1 protein-coding gene is annotated in these 1,785 nt (G+C 69.2%); it reads right to left on the reverse strand.

Translation table 11 applies throughout. From position 1 onward, the window contains the following. Window positions 1-56 precede the first annotated feature (56 nt). On the reverse strand, window positions 57-1,700 hold the full coding sequence (locus tag BMG523DRAFT_RS22265; RefSeq protein WP_235463415.1) for an IS1634 family transposase: 1,644 nt from the start codon (window positions 1,698-1,700) through the stop codon (window positions 57-59). Between the last annotated feature and the right edge of the window lie 85 nt (window positions 1,701-1,785).

A 1,785-nucleotide genomic window follows, 5' to 3' on the forward strand; every position in this document is an offset into this window, starting at 1 on the left:
TCTAGGCCTGTCTTTCGCACATGGGGTTTCGATGCGTTGACCGACCTGATTGTCGATCAAGGTGGTCTGGTTGGGTCGACGCCGAGGATGTCGAGGAGGTGCTGGTGCAGGTGCGGTGGGCGTGGGATGTAGGCGGGGCGGTCGTCCTGCGCGGGTACGAGACGCAGCCTGTTGAGGGTGCTGAGGACCAGTGCCCCGGTAGGGCGTGCGGGACGACCGGTGTAGAGGCCGGGGATCTTCCCGTCGGGGCCCGCACCGAGGCGGGCTTGGCGCTCGATGAGCGAGAAGACGAGCAGAGCCAGGCAGATCACGTGGATGAGGGCGTGGATCCGCTGGTTGGAACGCAGGAACATCGGCGCGACCGCGAGTGGGCCTTTGAACGCGCCGTAGCGGCGTTCGGAGACCTCCTGGCCCTTGTAACGGGCGAGGACCTCGGCCGGACTGATGCTGTCGTCCAGGTTGGTCAGCAGGGCGTACCAGCCGTCGGTGGCGGCCTCGGCGTCCAGGACCGTCTGATCGAACTGCCAGGTCAGGGACGGTGTTGCGGTGTCCGGGTCGACGCTGGTCGTAGCGATCAGGTAGCGGGAGACCCGGTGTTTCGTCGCGAGGAACGCCACCCGGGCCGTTACCGCGGTCTCGGTGCGGTAGAGATGGTGGCTGCCCGCGGCGCGGGCGAGGGTGTCCAGGGCGTCGCGGGCACGGGCGAGTTTGAGCGCGCGGGCCGCTTTCGCGGCCTGGTCGTTCGCCGACGACCAGACGAACACGGTGCGCACGGTGACCGCCGGGTCCTTCTTCCGGGGCCCCCGCAGGGTGGTCAGGCCTTCCCTGGCGCGGTAGGTCGCCCGCTGGTGGATCGGTTTGTCCCGGTCGCGGGCCGCGACATGGTCGATGATCGTGGCGGTGGCCCAGTCCTGACCGGCGAGGATCTCGGCGGGCACGACAGCTTTCGGTGCCGGCGCGAGGAACGTGACCCCGGGCGTGGAGGTCAGCGCGGTCAGGTTCGGGTAGGAGACGAGCTTGGTGTCCCCGACCAGCAGGAACCTGCGTGGGCCGGCGAGGTCGACCAGGGCACGCAGCGCGCCCTGGACCTGGGCGACCTCGCCGGCGCCGCCGTCGTAGGCGCGTGGGAGCAGTGGGATCCCGCCGTCGCCGGTACTGGCCAGGCCCGTCTGGACCTGCTTGAGGTCGGGCCGGCGGTCTTTGGGATGCCCGTACTTCGGGGTCGCGTAGTCGCTGTCGGTGTGGGAGTAGTCGCCGTACAGCGAGATCGAGGTCATGTCCCAGTGGAAACGGGACACGTCGAGACCGAACGCGGTGATCGCCGCCGCGCCGACCGACCCGGCGACCTGCTCGCAGACCGGGGCGAACGCGTCAAGCGCCCGACCGACCCGGTCGTCGTTCAACGCGTCCGAAGCGATGTCGAACATCTCCTCGACCGCCCACTCCCGCGCCCACGACGTGACGTGCGACAGCGGAGTCGGCGAGGTCAGCCGGTTCGCGACCAGCGCGGCGATGACCTGCCCATGGCTGACCCGGCTGACGTCCGCACGCATCGGCGCGAGCCGGTCGATCGTGCCCGCCAGATCGAGGCGGGCCAGGTAGTCACGCACGACGGGCAGCACACCGAGCGACTTCTCGACGCTCGGCGGCCCGTAACCCGCGATGACCGACACAGCCACGAACAGTCCCAGACCCGCCACCACGCATCCCGATCAGCCCGACCCGATCCGAACAATCAACCACGTAGCTATCTCACCGCACGCACGTGCGGAAGACAGGTCTAGG

The organism is Frankia sp. BMG5.23 (assembly GCF_000685765.2).
Taxonomy (GTDB): domain Bacteria; phylum Actinomycetota; class Actinomycetes; order Frankiales; family Frankiaceae; genus Frankia; species Frankia casuarinae.